General features: G+C 69.3%; 17 protein-coding genes. 6 read left to right on the plus strand and 11 right to left on the minus strand.

Features of this window, described 5'->3' with window-relative positions:
- Nucleotides 1-102 precede the first annotated feature (102 nt).
- The gene (locus AC3ERS_RS21790; RefSeq protein ID WP_431969897.1) at nucleotides 103-1,017 is read left to right on the plus strand and encodes a LysR family transcriptional regulator; all 915 of its coding nucleotides are present in this window, start codon (nucleotides 103-105) and stop codon (nucleotides 1,015-1,017) included.
- Here AC3ERS_RS21790 and AC3ERS_RS21795 read toward each other — a convergent pair.
- Together AC3ERS_RS21795 and AC3ERS_RS21800 are read right to left on the minus strand one after the other, a co-directional pair.
- On the minus strand, nucleotides 1,011-3,263 hold the full coding sequence (locus AC3ERS_RS21795; protein ID WP_431969898.1) for a serine/threonine-protein kinase: 2,253 nt from the start codon (nucleotides 3,261-3,263) through the stop codon (nucleotides 1,011-1,013). The two genes, AC3ERS_RS21790 and AC3ERS_RS21795, sit on opposite strands and share 7 nt — an antisense overlap.
- Before the next feature lie 178 nt (nucleotides 3,264-3,441).
- On the minus strand, nucleotides 3,442-4,359 hold the full coding sequence (locus AC3ERS_RS21800; RefSeq protein WP_431969899.1) for an NAD-dependent epimerase/dehydratase family protein: 918 nt from the start codon (nucleotides 4,357-4,359) through the stop codon (nucleotides 3,442-3,444).
- A gap of 131 nt (nucleotides 4,360-4,490) precedes the next feature.
- On the opposite strand from AC3ERS_RS21800, the gene AC3ERS_RS21805 reads away from it, so the two are divergent.
- Nucleotides 4,491-5,465 carry a GlxA family transcriptional regulator gene (locus AC3ERS_RS21805; RefSeq protein WP_431969900.1) on the plus strand — a complete coding sequence of 325 codons (975 nt, stop codon included), beginning with the start codon at nucleotides 4,491-4,493 and terminating at the stop codon, nucleotides 5,463-5,465.
- A gap of 96 nt (nucleotides 5,466-5,561) precedes the next feature.
- On the opposite strand, the gene AC3ERS_RS21810 is transcribed toward AC3ERS_RS21805, so the two are convergent.
- From AC3ERS_RS21810 to AC3ERS_RS21835, 6 genes are all read right to left on the minus strand, one after another.
- Entirely contained in the window at nucleotides 5,562-7,772 is a 2,211-nt protein-coding gene (locus AC3ERS_RS21810; protein WP_431969901.1) for an MMPL family transporter, read from the minus strand.
- Between the two features lie 117 nt (nucleotides 7,773-7,889).
- Nucleotides 7,890-9,428 carry a bifunctional 3-(3-hydroxy-phenyl)propionate/3-hydroxycinnamic acid hydroxylase MhpA gene (mhpA, locus tag AC3ERS_RS21815; RefSeq protein WP_431969902.1) on the minus strand — a complete coding sequence of 513 codons (1,539 nt, stop codon included), beginning with the start codon at nucleotides 9,426-9,428 and terminating at the stop codon, nucleotides 7,890-7,892.
- Nucleotides 9,425-9,781, minus strand: a complete 357-nt coding sequence (locus tag AC3ERS_RS21820; RefSeq protein ID WP_431969903.1) for a DoxX family protein — start codon at nucleotides 9,779-9,781, stop codon at nucleotides 9,425-9,427. The genes mhpA and AC3ERS_RS21820 overlap by 4 nt, the downstream gene beginning before the upstream one ends.
- Entirely contained in the window at nucleotides 9,778-11,688 is a 1,911-nt protein-coding gene (locus tag AC3ERS_RS21825; RefSeq protein ID WP_431969904.1) for an acyl-CoA synthetase, read from the minus strand. The genes AC3ERS_RS21820 and AC3ERS_RS21825 overlap by 4 nt, the downstream gene beginning before the upstream one ends.
- A complete protein-coding gene (locus AC3ERS_RS21830; RefSeq protein WP_431969905.1) occupies nucleotides 11,685-12,641 on the minus strand; it encodes a fumarylacetoacetate hydrolase family protein in 957 nt (318 codons plus the stop codon). Before AC3ERS_RS21830 ends, AC3ERS_RS21825 begins: the two co-directional genes overlap by 4 nt.
- On the minus strand, nucleotides 12,638-13,771 hold the full coding sequence (locus AC3ERS_RS21835; RefSeq protein ID WP_431969906.1) for a VOC family protein: 1,134 nt from the start codon (nucleotides 13,769-13,771) through the stop codon (nucleotides 12,638-12,640). The genes AC3ERS_RS21830 and AC3ERS_RS21835 overlap by 4 nt, the downstream gene beginning before the upstream one ends.
- A 131-nt stretch (nucleotides 13,772-13,902) precedes the next feature.
- Here AC3ERS_RS21835 and AC3ERS_RS21840 point away from each other — a divergent pair, with 131 nt between their 5' ends.
- Nucleotides 13,903-14,565: a TetR/AcrR family transcriptional regulator gene (locus AC3ERS_RS21840; RefSeq protein WP_431969907.1), complete on the plus strand. Its 663-nt coding sequence runs from the start codon at nucleotides 13,903-13,905 to the stop codon at nucleotides 14,563-14,565.
- An 89-nt stretch (nucleotides 14,566-14,654) separates the two neighbouring features.
- Entirely contained in the window at nucleotides 14,655-15,389 is a 735-nt protein-coding gene (locus tag AC3ERS_RS21845) for a GTP pyrophosphokinase (RefSeq protein WP_431969908.1), read from the plus strand.
- A 51-nt stretch (nucleotides 15,390-15,440) separates the two neighbouring features.
- Here the strand turns inward: AC3ERS_RS21845 and AC3ERS_RS21850 are convergent, their stop codons facing one another.
- Nucleotides 15,441-15,824 (minus strand): winged helix-turn-helix transcriptional regulator, encoded by a 384-nt coding sequence (locus tag AC3ERS_RS21850; RefSeq protein WP_431970017.1) that lies wholly within the window; start codon nucleotides 15,822-15,824, stop codon nucleotides 15,441-15,443.
- A 78-nt stretch (nucleotides 15,825-15,902) separates the two neighbouring features.
- On the opposite strand from AC3ERS_RS21850, the gene AC3ERS_RS21855 reads away from it, so the two are divergent.
- A complete protein-coding gene (locus AC3ERS_RS21855) occupies nucleotides 15,903-16,550 on the plus strand; it encodes a nitroreductase family protein (RefSeq protein WP_431969909.1) in 648 nt (215 codons plus the stop codon).
- A 24-nt stretch (nucleotides 16,551-16,574) separates the two neighbouring features.
- Here the strand turns inward: AC3ERS_RS21855 and ilvD are convergent, their stop codons facing one another.
- Both ilvD and AC3ERS_RS21865 read right to left on the minus strand, forming a co-directional pair.
- Nucleotides 16,575-18,281 (minus strand): dihydroxy-acid dehydratase, encoded by a 1,707-nt coding sequence (ilvD, locus tag AC3ERS_RS21860; RefSeq protein ID WP_431969910.1) that lies wholly within the window; start codon nucleotides 18,279-18,281, stop codon nucleotides 16,575-16,577.
- A 105-nt stretch (nucleotides 18,282-18,386) separates the two neighbouring features.
- Nucleotides 18,387-20,258, minus strand: a complete 1,872-nt coding sequence (locus AC3ERS_RS21865) for a hypothetical protein (RefSeq protein ID WP_431969911.1) — start codon at nucleotides 20,256-20,258, stop codon at nucleotides 18,387-18,389.
- 373 nt (nucleotides 20,259-20,631) lie between these two features.
- Here AC3ERS_RS21865 and AC3ERS_RS21870 point away from each other — a divergent pair, with 373 nt between their 5' ends.
- Nucleotides 20,632-21,543: a cutinase family protein gene (locus AC3ERS_RS21870; protein WP_431969912.1), complete on the plus strand. Its 912-nt coding sequence runs from the start codon at nucleotides 20,632-20,634 to the stop codon at nucleotides 21,541-21,543.
- Nucleotides 21,544-21,637: the final 94 nt, after the last annotated feature.

Consider the following 21,637-nt stretch of genomic DNA (forward strand, 5'->3'; position numbering starts at 1 on the left):
CGCTGCGCTGCTGGACTTTTCATACTCACGATCTCAGCCGAGATCGATTGATGAATCCAACACATGTTTGTCACTCCATAGATCGTGATTCACGATTGATCCATGGAGCTTCAGCAGTTGCGCTATGTCGTCGCCGTCGCCGAGACGAACAGCTTCACCCGCGCCGCCGCACGGTGCCTGGTCGTCCAGTCCGCCCTCAGTCACCAAATCGGCCGCCTGGAAAGGGAACTCGGCGCACGACTGTTCGAGCGCACCAGCCGCCGAGTGCGGCTGACTCCGGCAGGCGCGGCTTTCCTCCCGGCCGCCCGCCAGTGCCTGGACGCCGCCGAGCGCGCGGCCGCCGAGGTCGCCGCGGCCGTCGGCGAGGTGCGCGGGCGGCTCGCCGTCGGCCTGATCCCCACCGTCGCCGCCGTCGACGTCCCCGGCGCGCTGCGCGAATTCCGCAAGCTGCACCCGCACGTGCGCATCGGCCTGCGGGTGGGCGCGAGCGAGGATCTCGTCGATCAGGTCGAGCAGGGAGCCATCGACGTGGCCTTCCTCGGGTTGCCGACCACCGCGCGACCCCGCGGTGTCGCCGCCCGCGAACTCGCCCGTGACCGGCTCGTCGCCGTGGTCGCGCCGGACCATCCGCTCGTCGGCGAACCGACGGTCGACCTGCGCAGACTGTCGTCCGAGATCTTCGTCGACCTGCCCGCCGGGACCGCCGGACGCGCCCAATCCGACCAAGCTTTCGCGGCCGCGGGCCTGCACCGTGACGTCGCCTTCGAAGTGACCACCGCCGACTACATCGCCCGGCTCGTCGGGCAGGACCTGTGCGTGGCCATGCTCCCCGCCGCCTACGTGCCGCAGCTCACCGGTGTGGTCACCGTCGAGGTCGACGACGCGCCTGCCCGCGTCGAATACGTCGTCTGGAACCGCTTCAGCCGCACGCCCGCGGCGACCGCCTTCCTCGCCGTCATCGACATCCCGAATCCGCATACTCCCGCCGACGATTCGGCGGGCGACGCGGTTCACTGACGGGCGATCGCTTCCACGGATCGGGGCTGCACGGCGATCACCCGGTCCAGCGCCCGCAGGTCGGCGTCGAGCGTCCTGAAAAGCCAGTACGCGGCGACGAAGGCGAGCCCGCCGCCCGCGCACAACCCCAGCACCGAATCGCGAACGAGCGCGAGCTCGCCCGATTCGAGGGCACCGAATCCCGCCAGCACGCCGACCACCGGCACAGATGCGGTGATCGCGAGATAGACCGTGGTTCTTCGGCGCAGCCAGTGCAGATCGGCCGAGTCGCGCTCCGTTGTGCGGCCATGGCGCAGATGGATGGGATAGACGCAGCGCACGATGTAGAAGGTGGAGAGGAAGAACGTGTAGGCGACGGAGATGGTGCCCGCCACCAGCACGGTCATCGCCGCGTGGATCTGTAGCCGCAGCGAAACGTCGGTGAACGCGCGCAGCAACATCACGCCGGTCACGGTGGCGATAACCGCGGCGAGAAGGGTGTTCAGCGCACACAGGTCGCCCCACAGCAACGTTCGCGACCGCACCCGCGCGAGCGTCGACTCGTCGTAGCGCCTGCCCTCGCGCAAGCCACGCAGAACCGCGAGCAGATCACGCGATATGTACACGTAGATGACGACGGCCAACGGCAAGACGCCGAGGATGCAAGCGATCACGCCCCTGTCCATCTGCGTGTTGACAGCGTCGGGCACTCGCTCTCTGATCAGTTTCTGAACGTGTGTCGCCAGATAGATCGTCGCCAGGCCGATACCGATCAGCGAAGACAACCAGAGGATCGGGGTCGGCCACCGAGAAAGCCGCGCCCGCCAACTGTTCGGTGGCGGATAGACGAGGTCGCGAGCCCTCGCCTCGAGGCACAGGTCGAGCTGCTGGGCCAATTCCGAACCGCACGAGTAGCGATCCGCGGGGTCGGGCGACAGGCACTTCAGCAGCACCTGGCAGAGCGCCGGGGGGCAGTCCGGCGGTAGATCGGACAGGAACTTCGAGTCGATGGGCCTGCGCCGCAGTTCGAGCATGCGGGCCAGCGACGTCTCCGACTCGCCCGCGGATGTTTCGTCCGCGAAAGGCCGCCGTCCGGTCAGCAGTTCCCACAGCATGACGGCCAGCGCGAAGATGTCGCTTCGCGTGTCGAGATCGGCGGCGGACGCGGGCAGCTCGGGATGACAGGCCTCGAGCTGTTCGGGCGACATGTACGCCAGCGATCCGCCGAAGTACGCCAGCGGGCTCGCGCCCTTGACGCGTTTGCTGAAGCTGACGTTGAAATCGGCCAGTTTCGGGATGCCTTCGGCGCTGAGCAGCACGTTCGCGGGTTTGATGTCGCGATGCAACACCCCGCGTTCGGACGCGTGCTGCAACGCGTCCGCGAGGCGGCGGCCCAGCCAGGCGACGGTCTCGGGCCAGGTCAGCGCGGCGGTCCGTTCGCGAACAGCCGAATCGGCGGGCCGCACCTCGCCCTTGTCGGCGAGCACGGCGTCGACCGCGTCGAGCAGCAGCTGCCCGCTGTGCTGCCCCTCGGGCGTCGCGCGCCGCAAGCGCAGCACGTCGAGCAGCGTTCCGCCCGGGAGATACTGCATGTAGAGCAGCTTCAGCTCGCCGTCGCCGATCAGTCGCTGGTCGAAGATGCGCACGATGTATTCGTGGTCGAGCTGGGCGAGGGTCTGCGGCTCGATGCCGTGGTTGTGGGAGATCTTCACCGCGACCAGTCGCTGCATGGATTGCTGCCTGGCCAGATACACCTGGGCGAAGGCGCCCGCGCCGATCCGCATCAGGAGGTCGAAATCGTCGACCCGGTCGCCGACGTCGATGGAGTCGAGCAACACCTGGGCGCCGGGGCGGGCGATCATCGTGCTGTGGTAGTCGTCGGCGATCTGCGCGAGCTCGGAATCGGCCGCGGCGGCTGTGGCAGCGGTGACGGCGGCCGCCGTCTCGGGCGCCTCCCCGCCGCGGCGCCGGGCGTGGAATTCCTCGTAGACGAGCTCGGCCGGGAGCGGCCCCTCGCGCAGCTCGGTGAATTCCGTGCGGTAATCGGCCAGTCGTTTGGGATAGTGATGACGCAGCCAGCGGTATTCGAGATCGATCTTGATCAGTTCGATCAGTACCGTCCGCCGCGCGGCCGGCTCACGCGGTAGATACGCCGACAGGTCGGGCGGTGCCCCTGACGCCCAGGCTTCGGAGAACCGTGCCACGGCGGTGGCGAGCACGGTGCGGGTCCGTTCGGCTGAATCGACCAGGTCGATCGGCTCGTACATCGGTAGCTCGGGATCAGCCCAGGGCGATCACACGGCGGGCTACGTGTGGTGCGGCCGCTCCTCGCGATTGCCCCACATCAGCTCCTTTCCGCCAACCTCCCCGCTCCAGCGTATCGCTCACCCACCGGCGAATGGATGGCAAATGGCGTGCGGCGAGCAGCGGCCGCCCGAGCTCACCTCATCGCTCCGGGACCGCCATCTCGGCCAGGACCACGTCGATCGGGGTCGGTGTGACATTCAATGTCGTCGCTGTCGATGACGCGTCGAGGATGTTGGGCCGGTCGTACAGGTACAGCATCTCCGGGAACTCCGCCATGATCGAGTCCGTCCTGCCGATTTCCTCGAGCTCGGCCCTCGTCATGCGATTCAGGCGCGGCTCGGGCGCGCCTGCCGCCGCGGCCAGGTGTGTCGCCAGTTCGCGCACCGACTCCTCAGCGCTGGACGGCACGAGCCAGGCGCGGCCCCAGGATTGTTCGTGGCTCGCTGCGGCGACGAGCGTGCGCGCCGCGTCACCGGTGTAGGTCCAACTGTGCGGGGCATCGAGGTCCCCGGGGTAGAAGGCGGGCGAACCTGCCAGCACGTGCGCACCCACCATGAGAGTGAACGGCGAGTAGGCGCGTGCGCCCAGGAAGTCGCTGGCCCTGATCTCGGTCACCCGCACCCGGCCTGCCTCGTAGGCCGCGCGCGCGTCGTGCCAAATCCGAGCCCGGACACGGCCTTTCGCGCTGGTTGCCGCCAAGGCGAGATCCTCTGTCACGGGGCCGTCCACCGGGCCATAGCCGTAGGTGTTGCCGAGCATGACGTAGTCGGCGCCGGTGCGCTCGGCCGTTGCCAGCAGGGCGGCGGCCAAGGGAGGAAAGTCGGTCGGCCAGCGATCGTAGGGCGGCATGGCGCAGTTGAACAGGGTGGCCGCGCCGCGCGTCAGCTCGGTGAGCCGCGCGGTGTCGGTGGCATCGGCGGCAACTCGCTCGATCCGCTCGTGCACCGGCCCGCTACCGCTGCGGGTGACGAGCCGGACCCGCTCGCCGGTGTCGGCCAGCAAACGGGCAGTGGCCGAGCCGGTGGCTCCGGCTCCGATGACGACGTGCAAGGACATCCCAGCTCTCCTGATTCGCGGTGGTGTGAACGGCCGCAGGCGCAACAGCCGCGCCGACGCGCCATTCAGCTTCCGCCGCAGGAGATCCGTACGATAGTGGCCCACATGCCAAACATCCGGAGGTTCGGGCCATGCACCGGGTAGCTGTTGTCGCCGTCCCGCCAGCCACGACGTTCGACCTGTCCATCCCCGAGTTGGTGCTGGGCGAGACGCTGGTCGACGGCGTCCCCGGCTATCAGGTGCGCGTCTGCGCCGCCCGTCCCGGGCCGGTCGCCACCAACGGCAGCCTGGAGATCACCGTCGCCCACGGCCTGGACGCGGTCGACGACGCCGACACCGTCATCGTCACCGGCACCGGCGCCCGCGACGACATCGACCCGCGCATCCTCGCGGTGTTGCGCCGCTCCGCCGCCGAGGGCAAGCGGATCGCCTCGATCTGCACCGGAGCTTTCGTACTCGCCGAGGCCGGGCTGCTCGACGGACGCCGGGCCACCACCTATTGGGCGAAGTCCGACGAGTTCTCCAGCCGCTTCCCCGCGGTGGACCTGCGCCCCGACGTGCTGTACGTCGAAGACGGCAACATCCTGACCTCCGCCGGACTGTCCGCGGGCATCGATCTGTGCCTGCATCTGGTGCGCAGCGACTACGGCGCCGCGACAGCCAACTCGGCGGCCCGGCTCATGGTGGCGGCGCCGGTGCGGCCGGGCGGACAAGCTCAGTTCATTCGGACACCCCTCCCGCCCGAGACCGGCATCTCCCTGGCGGCAACCCGTAGCTGGGCGCTCGCCCGCCTGCACGAGCCACTCACCCGCGCCGCCCTCGCGAACCATGCCCGCACCAGTGTTCGCACCTTGACCCGCAAGTTCCATGCGGAAACCGGCCTGAGCCCGCTCCAATGGCTGCTCCATCAGCGCGTCATCCGGGCCCAGGAGCTCCTGGAAACGACCGACTTACCGATGGACCAGGTTGCCCGCCTCAGTGGCCTCGCCACGACAGACTCTCTGCGCCAACATCTTTCGCGACGGACTGGGCTGACCCCCAGCGCGTATCGCGCCGCGTTCACCCAGAACCCGGACCGAACGTCGGAGACGAACGCGACGGTGTGAACGTTCGCGCCTTCGAAGAATCACCGTCGGCCCGTCCGCATTTCGTGCTCGAGTGCAGCCCGGCCGATACAGCGAGGAATGGGCGATCGCTCTCCCCTATCGCCGCGCGGGCGACGCCTCGGATTCGGGCCGGGAAGCCATTCGATGTTCGAGTTCGGCGCCTTCGATGTCGAGATCGGGGACGTAGCGGGCGAACCAGCGCGGGTGGTACCACATGCGGTTGCCGACGAGGGCCATGACGGCGGGCACCAGGGTCAGCCGGACGACGAAGGCGTCGAGCAGGACGCCGACGGCGAGGGTGAACGCCAGCGGTTTGACGATGGGGTTGTCGACGGTGGCGAAGGCGACGAACACAGCGAACATGATCAGCGCGGCGGCGGTGACGACGCGGGCGGAGTGCGCGACGCCGTTCTGCACCGAGGTGACCGCGTCGGCGGTGCGGGTGTGTTCCTCCTTGATCCTGGAGACGACGAAGATCTGGTAGTCGCTGGACAGGCCGAAGATGATGGCGAGGGTGATGATCGGGAGGAAGCTCAGCGTCTGCGCCTTGGTGACGCCGAAAAGTTCCGCGCCCCAGCCCCATTGGAATACGGCGACCTGTGCTCCGAGGGCGGCGAAGACCGAGAGGATGAAGCCCGCGATCGAGGACAGCGGGACCAGGATCGTGCGGAACGCGATCGTCAGCAGCACCAGCGCCAGGCCGACCACGACCGCGAGGAAGATCGGCAGCGCTTCGGCGAGCCGGTTCGAGGTGTCGATATTCGCGGCGGTGGTGCCGCCGACCAGATACGTTGCCCCGGTGCCGCTTTCGATCGCGGCGCGGTCGTCGCGCAGCCGGTTCACCAGATCGGCGGTGGCCGGGTCGTCGGGGCCGGTCTTGGGGACGACCTGGATCAGCATCAGACCGTCCCCGGTGCCCGCGGGCTGCACCGCGGCCACGCCGGGTTCCTGTCGCAGCCTGCCCATGAGCGTTTGCGCCGCGTCCGGGCCGGTGGCTCGCGACAGGTCGGTCACCACCAGCAGCGGCCCGTTGAAGCCGGGGCCGAACGACTTCTCGACCAGGTCGTAGGCCTTGTGGGCGGTGCTCGAGTCCGGTTGCGTCGCGCCACTGGGCAACCCGAGTTCCATGCGGGAGACGGGGATCGCCAGGGCGACGAGCAGCGCGACGCCGAGAATCAGCAGCGGGATACGGAATCTCGTGACGAATCGTCCCCACGAGTGCCCGAATGTGCGCTCGGGCTCGTAGGCGGCGATGCGCGCGATCTCCTCCGGCCGTCCCGGGTGCAGCGGCGGCGAGATGAACCGGGCGACGGTGTCCCCGGCGAACATGAGCAGGGCGGGCAGCAGCGTCAGCGCGACGAGCATGGCCACCAGCACCGCGCCCGCCGCGGTCAGACCCATGACGGTGAGGAACGGGATGTTCGCCACCGTCAGCCCGCACAGCGCGATGATCACGGTGACCGCCGCGAACACCACCGAACTGCCCGCGGTCCCGACGGCGAGTGGAACCGATTCCGCCGCGGCCATTCCCAGCACGATATGGTGCCGGTGCCGCGACAGAACGAACAGCGCGTAGTCGATGCCGCAGGAGAGGCCGAGCATCAAAGCCAGCGACGTCGCCGCCGAGGGCACGTCGACGAACGCGGCGACCCCGAGAATTCCGGTGAGTCCGATACCGACGCCGACCAGCGCGGTGACGATGGGCAGGCCCGCCGCGACCGCCGCGCCGAAGGTGATCAGCAGAATGATCAACGCCGCGATGACGCCGAGAAGCTCTGGCGTATGCGGTATTTCGGCGGTTAAGCCCGGATAGACCGCACCGGAGAACTCCACGTCGAGTCCCGCTTCCCGCGCGGGATCGGCGACGCGGTCCACCCCTTCGAGTGTGTCCTCGGCGACCTCCCCCGCCGACACCGAGAACTGCACGCTGCCCAGCGCGACGCGCTGATCCGGCGACACCGCCTTGGCCTGGAACGGGTCGACGACCGCCGCGACCTGCGGCAGCCCGCGCAACCCCGCCATCACCTGCTCGATCTGACCGGCGACCTGCTGGTCGGTCACCTTGGCCAGACCGGGCGTGGCGAAGACCACCTGCATATGCGCGCCACTGAACGCCGGCATCCGCTGGTGCAGCAACGACACGGCATCCTGCGATTCGGTGCCGGGGACGGCGAAGTTGTCGTTCGTCTTGCCGCCGGTCCCGGCGGCGAAGCAGACCGCACCGACCAGCAGCACGATCCAGATCACCAGCACCCACCAGCGGCGATGGACTACGACCCGCCCGAGCGCGAACAGATACCGAGACATGCGGATCCTCTCACCGAGCCAGCGAGCGACGGAGCGACTGACGCACTACTGGCACGATAACACGAGAAGTGATGATTTCCTCAAAAACGTAGTAATAGTCAGCTACCCTTCGCGCGCTCAGGCTCGATCGTCGGGCGCGAATCGCGGCGCCGCCGCGCACAGGGCGGACGCGTTCGCTCCCCAGCTCTGCACGGCTCCGTCCGGCCGGACCAGGGCCGCCGACGCGCGGCCGTGCCGAAGCCGGCGGTGCCGAAGCCAGCGGTGCAGAGCCGTCCCCGGCACCGCGCGAAGCACGACACCGCCGCGGCGCTCGATCCGGTTCTTGTCGGCCTGCGGCAGGTCGGCCGTCGTGAGGATCGCGAAGCGTCCCGCGATGAGGTCGTCGACCCGGCGCCCGTCGGGGAGGCGATCGTTCGGCGGCAGCCGACCGGCGAGGCCGCGCCGCAGCAGCGGCGCGACCACCAGATCGGAACGGCGCAGCGGCGGGGATTCGCCGCTGGTGACCGTGCGGGCGAGGCCGGGCACGCGAGGTAGCCGCGGTGCGATCAGGCCGCGCAGCCGGTTGCCGAGCTCGCCGCCTGCGGTCATGGCCATGCCCGTGAGCTGGGCCAGCCGGATCATCGCGCGCGCGTGCGGTTTTCGCTCGGTCTCGTAGGTGTCGAGCACGCCTTCCGGGAGCTCACCGCGCAGCACCCCGGCCAGTTTCCAGGTGAGATTCGCGGCGTCGCGCAGACCGGCGCCCATGCCTTGGCCGATGAACGGCGGTGTCAGGTGAGCGGCGTCGCCGAGCAGGAACACCCGTCCCGCGCGCCAGTGATCGGCGAGCTGGGCGCGGAAGGTGTATTCGGCGACCCGCACCAGCTCGAGGCGCTCGAACGCGGCGGTGTCGACCCACGGCGCGATGAGCGGTCGCAGCGGGGACAGATCGCGGAAATCGGCGGCGGTCTCGCCGGGGCGAAGGCGAAATTCCCACCGGTAGCGGGTCTTTCCGATGCGCATGTAGGTGGCTGCGCGCGTCGGGTCGCAGACCTGGTGGACGCCTTCCCAGTGGCCGAGGTCCGCCGTCGTGGCGATGTCGACGACGAGCCAACGCTGCGCGAATCGCAGATCCCGCATCCGCGCGCCGATCGCGCCGCGGACGAGACTGTTGGCCCCGTCGCAGCCGAGCAGGTATCCGGCGCGCACCGATTCGGTTCGCCCCGTCGCCCGGTCGGTGAAATCGACTCGGACGCCGCCGCTTTCCTCGGTCACGGCGGCGACTTCGGCGTTGCTCCGCAGGGTCGCCTCCGGGTAGCGGCGCAGGTTGGCGCGCAGGATCGCTTCCAGTTCCGGCTGGTCGAACAGGTTCGCCTCCGGGTGCCCGTTGCGACCACCGGCCGGGTCGCGATCGAATTGCGCCAGCACCCGCCGATCGGGATCGAGCAGCCGCAAACCCAGCGCGGGCCGGGAGATCGCGTCGAATTCCTCGCCGACGCCGAGCCGGCCGACGATCCGGCGGATCTCGCCGTCGAGGTGGACCCCGCGCGGCTGTGGATACACGCCCTCCCACCGTTCCAGGATCAGCGACTCGATCCCGTACTGCGCCAGCAAGGTGGCCGCGGTGAGCCCGGTCGGGCCCGCGCCGACGAGCACGACCGGAATCGTGCGCGCGGTCACGGGGAAACCCCGGCGAGAGTGACCACGTAGCCGACGGCGACGAGCGCGGTCGCGGCCGCGGGCGCGATCTCGGGTACGCCGTCGCCGTTGCGGAGATGGGTGACGACTGCGCCCGCCATCAGCAGCGTCAGCCCCGTGCCCGCCGCGATACCGGTCCACGGCAGAACGAAACCGAGCAGCACGCCACCGGCGGCGGCGATTTCGAGTGCGCCGATTCCCCGGTAGGCGGTCGTCGTGAAGCCGAGATGCTCGGCGCGTTCGCGCATCGGGGCGAGCGCGAGCAGCTTGGCAGCCCCGAAGAACAGGAACTCTGCCGCCAGCAGGCCCGCGAGTACCGTGGAGACGATTGTCATTGCACCACCACTTTCCAGCTGATCGCGTAGCGGCCGAGGACGGTCTCGACGTCCTGCTCGTCCGCGGCGGATTCGAGTTCGACCGTCGCGACGACCGCGCCGTCCGCGACCTCGGCCGTGACGCCGCGCAGTCCGGCGATCCCTGCGAGGGCCTCGAGCAGTTCGCGGCGGGTCGCGTCGGCGCGCAGACCGAGCTTGTAGGGCTTGCCGACGTCGGTGACCGGCAGCGCGTCGAGGACGGTGACCGTCTTGGGTGCGGCGGCCCGCTCGTGTACCCGGTCGGCGGTCCACTCCACCAACTCCGATCCGGTGACGTCCGCACCTGCGGTGATGACGACATACGCGACCGGGACTTCACCGGCGTGTACATCCGGGCGGCCGACCGCACCGGCCGCCGCGACCTGCGGGTGAGCCAGCAGGGCGTCCTCGATGGTCGAGGGGTCGATGTTGTGGCCGCCGCGGATGATCAGGTCCTTGGCGCGACCGTGCAGGTGGATGAAGCCGTCCTGGTCGATGTGGGCCAGATCGCCGGTGTCCAGCCAGCCGTCGACCAGCGTGCCCAGCCCGTCGGTGACGTGGCCGTGCTGGTCCCGGCCGGTCACGTACCCGGCGAAAACCGTTGGGCCGCTGATCACCAGCACACCGGCCGCTCCCGCGGGCAGCCTCACCCACGACCCGTCCCCGGTGATGCGCACGATCTCGACGCGTTGATAAGGCATCCGCTGTCCCACCGCGCCCGGTCGCGGCGCATCCGGGAAGCTGCGCGCCGACGCGCAGGTCGCTTCGGTGAGGCCGTAGCCCTCTACGAGGGTCACGCCGGTGTGTGCCTGGAAGTTCTCGCGCACCGCGGTCGGCAGCGGCGACGCGCCGACCATCGCGTAGCGCAGGCTGGAGATGTCCGCGCCGATCGGGCACTGCGCGAGCACGGCGTACACGGTCGGCACCGCGCTCATGGCGGCGATCTCGTAGTGCGCCACGATGTTCCAGAACTCCGCGTAGAGGGTGAAGTCGCGGTAGCCGAGCGGTCCGGCCCACACCACCGACTGACCGCGGAACATCGGCGCGAGCAGCGTGACGACCAGGGCGTTGACGTGGAACAGCGGCAGCGCGGCGAAGACGACCGCGTCCTCGTCCAGCAGGGAGTTGGCGGCGATCATCCACGCGTTGGCGACCTCACCGGAGTGCCGGTGCGCGGCCAGCTTCGGCACGCCCGTGGTGCCACCGGTGTGGAACAGCGCGGCCAGATCCGAGGGCACGGGCGGGATACCGACGAATCGGGACGAATCTTGTTCTCCGGCAAGGAGATCGAGGTAGCCGACCCGGATACCGGCGATCGCGGGCAGCTCGGGCGCCTCGTGCGCCGCAGCGGTGGGGCGCAGCACCAGCAGCGCGTCCACGAGGCCTCGCGCGGCCAGGTGACGGGCGGATGCCCAACTGTCGGCGGCGAGTTCGGGCCCGGCGACGATCAGGATCCGTGCACCGGAGCGGCCGAGCAACTTGGCGATGTGATCACGCGAGAGGCCACCATTGATCGGCGCGGCGATGCCCGCCAGCTGCGCGGCGAGGGTGGCGGGAATCAGCTCGGCGCAATTGGGCGCGATGAGCGCGACCGCGCCGCCGCGGCGCACGCCGAGTTCGTGCAGCAGGTTCGCGTACCGGTGCACGTCGGCGAGCAGTTCGGCGTAGCTGCGCCGCAACGGTTCCCGCCAGCGCGCGGCCTCGGGCAGCACCGTCAGCGCGTTGCGCTCCGGCCACCGGGTCGCGGCGCGGACGAGCAGAGCGTAGGTCGATTCGGGCAGACCGCGCTGCTCCAAGGGAACGGATTCGATGGCGGCCAAGTCCTCCGGCCCGGCGTAGCGGGGCCAGAGCAGGTCTTCGGCCGCGGCCTCGAGCGTTGTCTCGGTCACCGGGCGTACCTCACGACAGTGCGCTGGCGGCCGAGATCGATGGCGCCGTCGTCGGTGCCGATCGCGGCCTCGACCACATCGCCGTCCTTCAGGTACTTCGGATTCTTGGCCTGGCCTTGGAAGAACAGCTTCCACTTGACCGCGGACGGCAGCAGGTTCGCGACGAACTGCACCGCCTTGGGCGGGGCGCTGATGGCCGTGCCGATCGGCGTTCCGGTCAGCAGCAGATCACCGGAGTCCATCCGCTGGAAGCGCGTCAGTTCGCGCAGCGTCTCGACCGGCCGGTAGATCATGTCGGCGACCGTCATATCTTGACGGACTTCACCGTTGACCCACAGCCGCAGCCGCAGGTCGGTGAACCGCTTCAGTTCGTCGGCGTCGAGCAGCACCAGCGCCGGTCCGACCGGAGTGAACGTCGGATACGACTTCGCCTCGTAGAACTGGGTTTTCGGCAGCTGGACATCACGGGCGGAGATATCGTTGGTGACCACGAGGCCCGCGATATAGTCGGCGAGGCGCTCCGCGTCGATCGGCGAGCCGACCGGCATTTCGCGGCCGAAGACGAGGCCGATCTCCACTTCGTAGTCGAGCAGGCGCACGTGGGCGGGCCGGACGACGTCGTCGTGGGGGCCGCTGATCGATCCGGAGGTCTTGCGGAAGAACGTCAGCGGCACGGTCTCCGGGTCCAGGCCGGAGTCCTTCACGTGCGAGGCGAAGTTCGTCATCTGCGCCACCACCCGGCACGGTGCGGTCACCGGTGAGATCAGCGAAAGGCTCTCCACCGCAACGACATCTGTACTGGCGGCGGCCGCGGCGATGGCGTCACGGTCGGCGAGCAGCTCCCGCGTGGTCGTCGCGGCGGTCTCGATGCGGGCCGCACCCCGCTCCAGCACATCGTCTCGGCGCGTCCGCACCCACCAGGCGTCGGCGGTGCGAAGGACGGAAAGGGTCATGACTTGGCTCCCTTCAACAGGCCGCGCAGGCGGCGGAGATCGAATTCGTTGTCCTCACACAGCGCGTCGGCGATCGCGCGCAGTTCCCGCAGCGATTCGGCTCCGGGCGCGAGGCCGAGGAAGTCCTTGGTGGCGGGCGGACCCCACTGCGCGAGACCGGAGGCGCTCATCGGCGCCCAACCCGGCTCCAGGGTGGAGTCGAACATGTCGCCGTCGCTGAAGTGCTCGACCATGAAGCCGTCCGGATCGCGCCAGTAGTCGAAGATCTGGCTGCCCTGGATGTGGCGGCCGATCCCCCACGACCGGTGGTAGCCGCGTTCGCGCAGGTATTCGCCGCCCGCGGCGAGCGCGTCCAGATCGGCGACCTGGTACGCCGAGTGCACGTACCGGTTGGACGGTCCCAGCGTGAGCGCGAGCGTGTGGTGATCGGCCGGAGTGGCGCCACGGTCGCAGCGGATGAAGCTCATCACCGGCCCACGCTCCCGCTGGCCCGGGTAGTAGAGGAAGTCGCTGACGATCATGCCGAGGTTGCGCAGGTACCAGTCCAGCGTTTCCCGGTACTTGGTCGTCTGCACGACGACGTGCCCGAGCCGCTGCACTCGCGCGGGGATTCGCGGCGGACGCTGCGTGCCGTTGATGCGCACCACCTCGTGGCCGAGATTGAACGCGTGCGGCCGCTGCGGCGACAGCGCGGGCAGCTCGTGCGTCTCGGCGACGACCCGGACGCGCAACCCGCTCGGGTCGACCAGCTCGACCCCGAGCCCGCCCAGCGACTCCGGCAGCGGAGTCACCCGCGCGTCCATGGCCTGCGCAAGCCGCAGCAGGTCAGCGGAGTCGGCGGCCAGAAATGCTGGACCGATGAAGCGCGACCGGGGACCGCGGCGGACGAGCACGCAGGGCGAGCCGGGGTCGGTGCCGCGCAACCGCACCTCGTCGGCCGTCCGGCCCGCGGTCGTGAAACCGAATGCGTGCGCGAAGGTTTCGGCGCGCTCCAGGTCCGGCTTCGCGAATTCCAGCCACGCCAGATCGAGCACCTTCACCACCGGGTTGCCCGCGCGGCCCGGATGCTCGCCCGCCAACGCGCCGCGCGCGCTGTGCAGCCCTCTGTGCACATCGTGATGGCCGCTCATCGACCACTCCCTTCCACTTACTGACGATATCGTCACTCACGAACGAGTAGTCAGTCAAGAGGTTCTGACAAATTCGTCAATACTGACCGGACCGCTACGATGGCGTGCGAAGACGTCAGGGAGGAACAGCGATGACCGCGCAGACCGGCTCGGAACCCAACCGCCTCGAGCGGCGCAAGGCGCGAACCCGCGCGGCGCTCGTGAGCGCGGCGCAGGCATTGCTGGCGGAGGGGAAGCTCAACGTGCCGATCCTCGAGATCACGCAGGCGGCCGACGTCGGCATGGGGTCGTTCTACAACCACTTCCACAGCAGGGAGGAGCTGTACCAGGCTGCCATCGAGGAGGCGCTGGACCAGCACGGCGCACTGCTCGACGTGCTGTGCGAGGACATGGACGACCCGGCCCAGGTGTTCGCGCAGAGCTTCCGGCTCACCGGCCGCCTGCACCGGCTCAACCCCACCCTCAGCAAGGTCCTGCTCAACGACGGACTCAATCTCGCGAGGTCGAGCAGGGGGCTCGCACCGCGAGCCCGTCGCGACATCGAGGCGGCGGTCCGCGCGGGCCGCTTCCACGTCGGCGACCCGGAACTGGCCATGACCATCGTGACCGGCGCCGCCCTGTGCCTCGGCCAGCTGCTTCACGACCGCCCCGAACGCGACGACGCCGAGGCCGCCGACCAGGTGACCGAGGACCTGCTCCGGATGTTCGGCCTGCCCGCCGACGAAGCCCGCGAGATCTGCGCGCGACCGCTGCCGATCTTCGCCGCGGCACCCCGGGACGATTCCGCCGCCTGAGGCGCGGTGGCCGCTCAGCTACGTCTCAGCCCTCGGTGGCAGACTGTCGGAGAGAGACGACAGCTTCGAATCAGCGGGATGCGGATGTGATGGATTCACCGAACATTGTGCGTGACGACGACCTGGCTCATTTTCGCACCGAATTCTCCCGCTTCATGATGTCGTACCAATTCGTCATATCCGAGTTGATGACCAAGATCAATATCTTGAAAGACGAATTCACCTACATCCACAAGTACAGCCCGATCGAGCACGTCCGGTCGCGGCTGAAGTCCCCGGAGAGCATTCTGCACAAGCTGCAGCGCAAGGACATACCGGTCACGCTGCCCGACATCAGGAAGAACATCGTCGACATCGCCGGTGTGCGCATCACCTGCAGCTTCATCCAAGACACCTATCGGATCGCGGACATGCTCACCAGCCAGTCCGACGTCACCGTCACCGAGGTGCGCGACTACATCGCCAACCCGAAGCCCAACGGCTACAAGAGCCTGCACATTCTGCTCGAGCTGCCGGTGTTCATGAGCGACCGCGTCGAGTACGTGCCCGCGGAACTCCAGATCCGGACCATCGCCATGGATTTCTGGGCCAGTCTCGAACACAAGATCTACTACAAATACGGCGGCGACATTCCGGAGGAATTGCTCGCCGAACTCACCGACGCCGCGGACGCCGCGAACCGGCTCGACATGCGGATGGAACACCTCCACGAGCGGGTCGCCGCCTCACGCCTCAGCGCGCCCGGCGAGGAAGGCGTGATCCCGCTACCCACCCCACTCGAACTGATCGAGTCCCTCGCGCGGCAACACCACCTGAGCAGCTAGCGCGCCACCCACGGCCGGAGTTGGGCCGATGCGGCGTGGCCGCGCCTGGCCTCACTGCGCTGCGGACTGCCGCGTGACCATCCGGCGGGCCCGTTCGATGTCGTTGATGTTCCGCTCGGCCCACTGGCGCAGGGCGGTGACCGGCTCGGCCAGGCTGCGGCCGAGGTCGGTGAGCTCGTATTCGACACGCGGGGGAATCGTGGGATGCACTGTGCGGGTGAGGAATCCGTCGCTCTCCAGGCTGCGCAAGGTTTGGGTCAGCATCTTCTGAGAGACGCCGCCGATGCGGCGCGACAGGTCGGTGTAGCGCATGGCGCCCTGCTGGAGGAGGGCGTCGATCACCAGCACCGTCCACTTGCCCGCGATGTGGTCGAGGACCTGGCGGGTGGGGCACTTGGCGGAGTACACATCGGCGGGCAGACCCGATGATTCCACGATCGTCACACCCAGGAGAGTAGCGCACCAATTAGTGCCCTCTTCCCAATGGAGAGTCACTCTTCAATAGTTAGTGTCATGATCAAGACGCTTTCGGTCGCCGACGCGATCCGCACCCGCCGCACCGTCCGCCATTACCTGCCCGATCCAGTGCCCGCCGCCCACCTCGACACCCTTCTCGACTTGGCGATGCAAGCGCCGTCGAGCTGGAACCTGCAGGACCGGTCCATCGTGGTGGTCGCCGATACCGCGGGGCGGGAGGGCCTGACCTGGGCCACCGGCGGTCAGCCGCAGCCGCAGGAAGCGCCGGTCGTGCTCGTGTTCGTCGCCGAGCCGCACGCGTGGCGGGCGGACAGATCCGATGTCTACGAACAGGCGCGCCGCAACGGGGCGTGGAGCGACGAGTTCATCACCGGATTCTCCGCCGCCGCCACCGAGTTCCAGCAGGGCCTGACCGAACGCGGTCTCGACCGCGAATACGCGGTGAAGGACGCCATGATCGCCGCGACGTACGTCATGCTGGCCGCCACCGAACTCGGGCTGGCCACCTCGCCGATGAACGGCTGGGACGAGGACAGGGTGAAGAAGACGATCGGCATCGAGGACCGCGCCGACCTCGCCATCGCCCTGCTCATGTCCATCGGCTACGCCGCCGAGGAACGGATCCACCCGGGACGCAGGTCCCTGGACCGCACCGTCTTCCGCGGCCGCTATCGGGCCGCGTGAGCCGCGGCCCCGCGGGCTGACCCGTCAGTCGCAGACCGCGCCGCCCGAGGCCGAGCCGACCAGCTTCGTGTACTTCGCCAGCACACCGCGGGTATAGCGGGGCGGCAACGGTTTCCAGCCGTCGCGGCGGCGCGCGAGTTCGCTGTCGTCGACCTGGACGTCGAGGGTGCCCGCGGCGACGTCGAGGCGGATGCGGTCACCGTCGCGCACGAACGCGATGGGCCCGCCGTCGACGGCTTCCGGGGCGACGTGCCCGACGCACAGACCCGTGGTGCCGCCCGAGAACCGTCCGTCGGTCAGCAGCAGTACGTCCTTGCCGAGGCCCGCGCCCTTGATGGCGGCGGTGATGGCCAGCATCTCGCGCATTCCCGGACCGCCCTTGGGGCCCTCGTACCGGATGACGACCACGTCCCCCGCCGTGATCGTGCCGTCCTCCAGTGCGTCCATCGCGGACCGTTCGCGGTCGAAAACCCTTGCTGTGCCGGTGAATACATCGGAATCGAAGCCCGCCGACTTGACCACGGCGCCCTCGGGCGCGAGTGTTCCCCTGAGGATGGTGATGCCGCCGGTGGGATGGATCGGCGCGGCCATCGCGCGGATCACCTTGCCGTCGGGATCCGGCGGCGTGATCTCGGCCAGGTTCTCCGCCACCGTCCGCCCCGTCACCGTCAAGCAGTCGCCGTGCAGCAATCCGGCGTCGAGCAGCGCCTTCATCATCACCGGCACGCCGCCGATCCGGTCCACGTCGGTCATCACGTGCCTGCCGAAAGGCTTGACGTCGGCCAAGTGCGGCACCCGGCGGCCGATGCGGGCGAAATCGTCCAGCGTCAGGTCGACGTTCGCCTCGTGCGCGATGGCCAGCAGGTGCAGCACGGCATTGGTGGAGCCGCCGAAGGCCATGACGACCGCGATCGCGTTCTCGAACGCGGGTTTGGTGAGGATGTCGGCGGGAGTGATCCCCTGCCGGATCAACTCCACCACCGCCTCGCCGCTGCGCCGGGCGTAACCGTCACGGCGGCGGTCGGTCGCGGGCGGGGCCGCGCTGCCCGGCAGCGACATACCGAGTGCCTCGGCCGCGCTGGCCATGGTGTTGGCGGTGTACATGCCGCCGCAGGCGCCCTCGCCGGGACAGATCGCGCGCTCGATGGCGTCCACGTCCTCGCGGCTCATCAGCCCGCGGGCACACGCGCCGACCGCTTCGAACGCGTCGATGATCGTCACCTCGCGCTCGCTGCCGTCGGAGAGTTTCGCGATCCCCGGCAGGATCGACCCCGCGTACAGGAACACGCTCGCCAGGTTCAGCCGGGCCGCCGCCATCAGCATCCCGGGCAGCGACTTGTCGCAGCCGGCCAGCAGCACCGAACCGTCGAGCCGCTCGGCCTGCATCACGGTCTCGACACTGTCGGCGATCACCTCCCGCGACACCAGGGAGAAATGCATCCCCTCGTGTCCCATGGAGATGCCGTCGGACACCGAGATGGTGCCGAACTGCATCGGAAAGCCGCCACCGGCGAACACGCCGTCCTTGCACCCCCTGGCGAGCCGTTCCAGCGACAGATTGCACGGGGTGATCTCGTTCCACGAGGACGCCACCCCCACCTGGGGCTTCTCCCAGTCCGCATCACCCATGCCGACCGCTCGCAGCATCCCGCGCGCGGCGGACCTCTCCAAGCCGTCGGTGACGTCACGACTACGCGGCTTGAGATCGGAGACCTTCGGATTCTCGGGCACGATTCCCCATCATTCCCGTTCTCTCCCGATTCCGGCGGCGACCACGCCGAACCGCCGTCGATCCCGTGAGAACGCGGCGGCCGCAATCGACAGCCGTCATCGATTTCAGTAGTCGTACGACGCCACACCGACCGGGCCCACGCCGACGCACAGTGCGAGACCCGTTGTGTAGGAACCTATTCGGAGGCTCGATCCGCCGCCGACGACGCGCACGTACACGGTGTGCACCCCGGCTTCGACCGGGACGACGACCGGTCGGCCGTGCTCGAGGCCGACCGTGATGCGGCCGTCTCGATCGGCGAGATAGTTCAGCTGCGCGGTCCAGTTGTTGTCGAGCATGGGGCCGTCCAGCGGGAGTTCGGCCGGCGTCGAGCCCGCGATGCGGTAGTCGCAGGCGGGGTCGGGACCGGGACGGATGTGCCGGTTCCACCAGACGACCGCGTCCACGATCTCGCCCGTATCGGTGATCATGCGCAGCCGGGGAGTCGAGTCGGCGAACGCGCCGGGCCGCGCGACGGGCGCGAGCACCCGATCGGCGAGATTCCGCGGATAGGCGTAGGGGGCCAGGACTTCCCATGGCACCTCCTGCTCCAGCATCGGTGTGTCCTGCGCGCCGAGCGCGGCGGTGACATTGGTGAGGTAGGTCCGGGTCGGGCTCACGGCCCACGACCGCGCGAACGTCGCCGAGGACCACAGGCTGCTCACCACGAACACCACCGTGAGCCCCACCAGCGCGGGCGCGGCCACCCGCCGCCGTCCCGCCCACGCCGACGAACAACGCGGGTTCGATTCGCGAGGACGCGCACGGAGCACCAGCGCCCCGGCCAGGGCCATCACCACCGCGACGTCGGCCAGATACCGCAGGGATTGCATGATCTCGGTGGCGGTGTGCGGACCGCTGCGGATCAGCGCCAGCGGCAACTGCGCCACCACCACGTAGACCGCGACCGTCACCAGGACCGCCGCCACCCGCCGACGCGCCGACAGCGCGATCACCGCCAGCGCGCCGAGGACGACCCACGCCGCGGCGACCGCCCAGCCCGGCGGCGCCGCCCAGGGAGTGGCGGGCAGCCACCGTTCCCACACCCACGGCCCGCCCGACAACGCGGGCACGACACCCAGCGATGTGGCGCTGCGCAAAAGCTCCCCCACATCGTGCCCGCCGCCGTGGGCCCCGACGTCCACGACGCTGAGGTAGACGCCGAGCCAGGCCGCCAGCACCACACCGGAACCGATCCACAGCGGGGCGCCGCGCCTGGCGACCGCGCCGACGACACCGCGGTGACCGTCCACGTGATGCGTCAAGGCCGCGGCGGCGAACGCCACGAACGGAACCACCACGGACTTCTCGAAGAACAGCAGCGCCACGACCAGGACGACGATCCCGGACACCGCGTACCGGCGACGCCCGGTCCGCACCAGCAGCACCGCGTCGCCTGCCACCCAGGCGAGGGCGAACTGCAACGGCACCGCGTTCAGCGCCGCCGACCACCACGCGAACGCGGGCAGCGTCAGCGGACATGCCAGATAGAGCACGAACGGCGCCAGGATCGCGCGACGCGGGCCCGCCACGGCGATCAGCATCCGCAACACCGCGAGCGAGGCCGCGAGTTGCAGGACGATCAGCGTGATCACCGGACCCGCCCACGCCAGGGGCGCCGCTCTGGTCACGACCCACGCCGTCACGAACGCCAGCGGCATGAAATGACCGTCGTGGTCGTAGAGCAGCAGATCCGCGGACAGCAGCTCGTAACGGCCCGCGCGCCCGACCAGGACGAGATCGTCCCAATAGAAGTAGCCGCGACCCGCGATCCACCCCCGCAGCGCCAGCTGGGCCACGACTAGGCAACAGGCCACCAAGATCACGGCGCGAGGACCGGCGGCGATCGGCACCGAACGCCCCCGCAGCGGGAAACTCCGCTGCGACACAGGCTCGACCGGCCTCGCACGCTCGATCGTGCGGACGCCGTCGGTCATCGCCTGCGCTCCTGTTCACGGTCATGCTTCGGGTCGGTCCGGAAATCGCTCACCGCAGTGATCGATTCCCGCGCCCAGTCTGCCCCAAACCCGGCCGCCCTCGCTCGGCCTCAGCCGTGCGCCACCACGGGACGGAGGGCGAGCTCGCACGGCGTGTCGCGTGGTGGGGCCTGCCGCCGAGCCACGGGCGTTCGCATCGACACGGTCCGGCAATCGTGAAGCATCGCCGTGCACAACCGAAATTTTCCGCCACAATATGTCTGTCCGCCCCGGACGTTTTCCGACGAACTCGTGCCTACCTGAAAGACAACGACACCCGGCGCTCGCACCGAGCGCCATCGTCCTCGCCCGCAGCGAACACACGGAGTACGCCATGTTTCCACGATGGACGAACACTGCAGCCTGCGCGGCGGCGACAGTCGCCGCCGTTCTGTCCTACGGCGCCGCCACCACCGCACAGGCGGAGCCACCGAACTGCCCGGACGTTTACGTCGTAGCGATTCCGGGCACCTGGGAGACCTCGAAATCCGAACCGGGCAAGGGGATGTTGGCCGCCGTCGCCGACGATCTGCCCGGCGATGCCTGGACCGACTACGTCGCCTACACCGCGACCGCTTTCCCCTGGGAAGGCGAGGTGTACGGCCGGTCCAAGCGCGAAGCCGTCGACGGCGCCCGCGCGCTCATCGCGGACACGGCCCAGCGCTGCGCGACGACGCGATTCGCACTGCTCGGCTACAGCCAAGGCGCGGACGCCGCCGGCGATCTCGCCGCCGAGATCGGTACCGGACTCGGCGTGGTGACGCCCGACCGGGTCGATCTCGTCGGGCTGATCGCCGATCCCCGGCGCTCCCCCACCGACACCCTCATCGGCCCCCCGGTGCCGGGCGCGGGAGCGGGCGGGCCGCGCCTGGGCGGGTTCGGCTGGCTCACCCCGCATACCTACACCTTCTGCGCCCCCGGCGACCTGTACTGCGCGACGCCGGACGGTGACTTCGCCGCCCGGATCGCCGGATTCTTCGCCCAGGTCTCCAATCCGGACCCCGCCCTGTTCGGCAACTACCAGCAGCAGGCAGGCCAGCTCATCGATGACGCCCTCGCCGCGGGCGGCTTCGGACTCCTGCACGACCAGCTCAACAACTCGGCCTACGAGGAACGCAAGCGACAGATCGACGACTTCCTCGCCTCCGGCGCCCACCAGAGCTATCCGTCCTACCGGATCGCCCCCGGAGGCGCCACTCCGCTGACCTGGTTGCGCCAGCGTCTGGTCGGACTGGCCCAGCGCTAGGCCCTTCGGTCCTGGGACGCCGGGCGGAGCATCGGCTCTGCCCGGCGTTCGTCGTTCCTGCGGCAGTCACTCGATATAGCGGCCGAGGAACAGT

Source organism: Nocardia sp. bgisy134 (assembly GCF_057708325.1).